The sequence below is a fragment of the Mesonia sp. HuA40 genome (genome assembly GCF_008017835.1).
GTDB lineage: Bacteria > Bacteroidota > Bacteroidia > Flavobacteriales > Flavobacteriaceae > Mesonia.
In genome coordinates this window covers 1-4,414 of sequence record NZ_VRLT01000052.1, presented here as the reverse complement: position 1 = coordinate 4,414, position 4,414 = coordinate 1, and the positions used below count along the sequence as shown (strand labels likewise).

At 31.3% G+C, this 4,414-nt stretch carries 4 protein-coding genes; all 4 read right to left on the bottom strand.

The genetic code is table 11. From position 1 onward, the window contains the following. On the bottom strand, nt 1-345 hold a 345-nt coding region (locus tag FT993_RS08670; protein WP_147862154.1), incomplete at its 3' end, for a helix-turn-helix domain-containing protein. A gap of 207 nt (nt 346-552) precedes the next feature. Then, nucleotides 553-1,170 (bottom strand): hypothetical protein, encoded by a 618-nt coding sequence (locus tag FT993_RS08665; protein WP_147862153.1) that lies wholly within the window; start codon nt 1,168-1,170, stop codon nt 553-555. A gap of 194 nt (nt 1,171-1,364) precedes the next feature. Beyond that, the gene (locus FT993_RS08660) at nt 1,365-2,267 is read right to left on the bottom strand and encodes a hypothetical protein (protein ID WP_147862152.1); all 903 of its coding nucleotides are present in this window, start codon (nt 2,265-2,267) and stop codon (nt 1,365-1,367) included. A 168-nt stretch (nt 2,268-2,435) separates the two neighbouring features. Then, nucleotides 2,436-4,118 carry a phospholipase D family protein gene (locus tag FT993_RS08655; RefSeq protein ID WP_147862151.1) on the bottom strand — a complete coding sequence of 561 codons (1,683 nt, stop codon included), beginning with the start codon at nt 4,116-4,118 and terminating at the stop codon, nt 2,436-2,438. Nucleotides 4,119-4,414 lie beyond the last annotated feature (296 nt).

Here is a 4,414-nt window from a genome sequence, read left to right as displayed (position 1 = left end):
TTTTACTAATGTTTTGGGCAATGACTTTTTTGCCATATCTACCCCCGTAATAAGTTCCATATCAGCAATAATGTCTTGCTGAAAGTCTTTCTGAAACTCCAGTTCCTCAATCTTTTCCTTTAACTTTTTAATTTCATCGTTTTTACTCATACCATTATTTTGTTGTACTAAGGTACTGTATTTTCTTAACCAATAGGTAATGGTTGTTCTAGGAACATCATATTTTTTGGAAGCTTGCGTGCTAGAGATGTGTCCGGTTAGAATTTGGTCAACGACTAAAAGTTTGGTTTCTAGATTGACTTTTTGATAGCTTTTTTTTCGCCGGTGGTCTATTTTTGTTTTCATAAGTGACTATAATTAATGGTTTAATTTTTAGTCAACCTATTTCAGGAAAGTTCACATTTTTTAATTATTGCTAACGTGTTTGTGTATGGCTCGTTGCGGGAAATCCGCGAGGATTTTCCGCCGTAAACCAAAGATAGCAAATTGCAATGAATTCCGATTAGGAATTCAGCCGCAATGAGCTATACACGTTGTTGTACACCGTTTTTTTTATTCAATTGTTATTAGTTTTTCGTCATACCAAACATCTTCGTATCCGTTTTTGTCGATTAAAAACCGATAGCCAACTTCAAGTCCGAAATATTTAATTAATTCAGGTCGGATTTGAAGCAAATGTTCTGCACACATTGGTTGGAAAAAATCATCAGATTCCGAATATTCTCCTGTCCAAATGTACCATCCTGTTGTTCCTTTTCCTTTCGGATGTCTCAAACCGTGGATTGGGTCATTATTTAAGTCAGAGCCGATTCCAACTTTCAGTTTTTTGTTTATCGGATTCCATTTAGAATCATATTTTTCGCAAATCAATTTTTGTCGGTCAATATGTACATTCCACAAATTATAATCCGCTAATAAATTTTCGCCCGTTTCCAATTGGTGTTTCCACAACTCAATATTCCGTTTGTTTATTGGGAAATTAATCTCTTGACTTTCCCATTGAAAAATTATATCAGAAATAATATCATCGTCCCAATCATAAATATCACATTCTCCAACCATTAAATCTGAAGCATAATTCTCTAAATCAGATTTTCCAATTTTCCCATTCAGATATTGGTCACATTTAGCGATTAAATCAGAGCGTAATATTTTAATTTCTTGGTTCAATTTTGGTTGTTTCTCAAATGGTGTACAACGTGTTTGTATATGATAAGTAGCGCGCAAGTTAGCGAGTATTTTTCCGCCACGTAATAAGCCAAAACTTTTGTATTTTGCTTTTATCTTTTCTTTTCAAAATGCCAAATCAAAAGATTTGGCGACTTCCCAAATATACCAAAGTTTACCGTTTAGAAAAGACGTAGCTATTTATTATATACGTTGTTGTGTGTTGTGCTTTTTAAATTCTTAAACTCCTCCAATGATTTTTCTATTTTTATTTCAATTTCACGAACGGTAGCAGACTCCTTATATCTTTGAAGATTTATTAAATCGGATTTCAATTCTTTAACTTTTGAAAGATTGTTAGAAAGGCTTTCTTTTAATTTATTAACATCAATATTATTAAGTTCTTTTTTAACTGGAGTTTTGATCGATTTGATGTTACTTATAATTTTCTCCATATAATTCCACTTACCTTGCGTTTGTAGGGTAATTGGATGTGCTACTCTATAAGTGTGAAGCGGGAAGGGTTTTGCTATGAGTCGAGCTAGTTCGGATGAATCTATTTCTGTATCAATTGGTGTAAACTTAATCTTATCTTTAATCTGATATTGAATTTTCTTATCCCAATTATTACCTGTAAAGAAGATTATTACATCAGGTTTGGTAATTTTTATTTCTTCCTCTAGAATTTTAAAATTGTCACAGAAAAATTTGAAATCTTCTAATTCGATTGCTGAACCTTCCACAGCTTTCGAAAATTTTGAAACATTTGACCATAAGAAGTTTTTCTTTCCTATAGTGTCAGGCATTAATAAATTTTTAGTTTCATAAATGTATTGCCAAAATGTTGTATATTTTCCATTCTCACAAAGCTCAAAGTCCTTGTATCTTTTAATGCAATTATCAACATTAAGATGTAAATCACCCATCCATCCATTTGGTTCTCTACCAATAAATAAAATTTTATATTCTGATGATAAATATTCATCCTCCCAACAGTACATTAAATTAGGACCATCAATATTGTCGGGAAAACTTTTATTCTTTAAAAGTCGATTAGTTTCCTTTTCGTATAGCTTTTTTAATTTCTTATTTATTTCCATCTTTTTACTATAGTTTTATTAGCATTACACACAACGTGTTTGTGTATGATTTCGTTGCGTGTTTAAGCACTAAAGTTAGCAAATAAATCACAGATAGAAAGTCCGCGAGGACTTTCGTAAGTAGGCTATAACTAGCAATGAATTATACACGGTGTTAGGGGCTGGCTTTTATTGTTTTTCATACGGAAAATTTGCTTTGTCTAAAAGTTCATATTTCCATCTATTTCTGTCATTATTCCATTTCTTGCTTTGACTCCTTAATTGTGCAACATTGTCCCTATGTTTCTTTAAAATTTTTGGATTTCTTTCTCTGAATTCTTTGATTTTATCAGTTAGTTTTAATTCTTCGATAAGTTTCCAACTATCTATTTTATCTTCAATACTTTCTCTGTGTTTCTGTTTCTCCCATTCCCATTCCACACCATTTTTTGCAAGAAGATTTCCTAACATTTCTTCTCTTATTTCACTAATTAAATCAGTTCTGTTTTCTCTGTCTTGTCTCAGTTTTGAAGTCATTTGGTCGTTTAGCCAATGTCCAATATAGGTTTTTTGAGAAGGTACTGTCTTAAAGTTTTTCTTTTTACTATAATAATTCTCAAGCTCAACTAAACTGTCAGTCCATTCATCGTCTTTGGGACGTTTATACATTGTACTATCAAATTCCCAAAGAAAGTTAATTGATTGAAATTTCCTTTCCTCATATTCAGTCAGTTTTGGACCATAACTTTTATTACCTTTTCTTCTCTGTTTTTGCCAAGCGCACCACCTACCAACAAGATAATATGGATTAGATTTGTTCTTAAATTGTGGCACATAAGTATATTCACTATTTGGGTCTACTTTATTTTTATATTCTAAAACTTTATTAAAATCCTTATTCCATTTAATTAATCTTTTTCTTTCTCTACCTATTCCACCAAATGGAAAACCAATATCTAATAATCTTTCAAAAACTTCAAATGGTAACGAATCTCCACCTTGATTATAGAGTTTATGCATTTTTTGATACCAATAAAAAAGTTCTCTATCATCTGTATGTTTACTTACTATTCCAGAAGGTCTTTTATTTTTTTTATAAGAAATATATCTTTCTAATATTGTGTCGAATTTTTCATAATCGTTTTCGCCAAAACTTTTTTCAGTAGTTCTTTTAGTCGATGTATCAATTTGCTCAAATCCAGATTCAATATCATAATCAGTAATTTCTATATCTGTTTGTCTTTCGTCTGGATTTTCCCCATCGTTATTTTTAGGTTCTTTAATTTTCCCTTTCTCTCCAAATTGGTTAAAAAGTAAGTTGTCTTTTATTAATTTTTGTAATAATTCCTGCGTAAGTAATTCAAGTTTTGATGATGATAAATTCAATAAATCGGAATAATAATCTTTAATTTCATTGATTAGATTTATTCCTTGTTTATCGGTTTTAGTACGAAAATCCAATTGAATAGACGCTTCTAAATTAGATTTCAACCCTGAACTTGTTAAGTTTGAAGAACCAATTATTACTCTTGTAAATTTTTCTCCCTCAAAAATGAATAATTTCGGATGATAAGTTACGTAGTTTCTTTTATCATAATATATGTAAGTATTGATATTTTGATAAAGTAAAGATTCTAAAGCTTCTTTTGATGTACCTCTATTATCAACTCCAATGTAAAATCGAATATGGTCATATTTAGATTTAGCTTTTTTAAGAAATGGTTGAAGCATTTTAACGCCCGAAATAGAAGCAAAAGCGACGAAACCATTGAAAATTTTATAGTCTTTGCTTTCTAGGGATGCTACAATTTGTTTTCCGACGTTATTTTTGTCTCCTGAATCAAGTCCGTGTCCTAAAAAAGTTGCTTTCATTTACGGTGTTTTGTGTGCGTGGTTTAGCTTGCCCCTAACGGCTTTGGCTATGATTTCGTTGCGGAAAAATACGCAGGATTTATTCCGTTGTAGCTCAAAGATAGAAAAAAGGATGGAATTTTCGGTAGAAAATTCCGCCGCAATGAATTATAGCCGTTGTTACCTAAAGTAGCGACACGTTCTGCTTGGAAAGTTCTGCTTTGCCGTCCAAATAATTATTTTCCGCTTTACTCTTTTTCCGTCCACTTTTTTATTCGGCAATGCGCTGATTTATTCAAAAAACGTAGATTTTAATA

Excerpts from the sequence above, each read along its gene's own strand:
- FT993_RS08655 (WP_147862151.1), bottom strand. The coding sequence starts at position 4,118 with ATGAAAGCAACTTTTTTAGGACACGGACTTGATTCAGGAGACAAAAAT.
- FT993_RS08660 (WP_147862152.1), bottom strand. The coding sequence starts at position 2,267 with ATGGAAATAAATAAGAAATTAAAAAAGCTATACGAAAAGGAAACTAAT.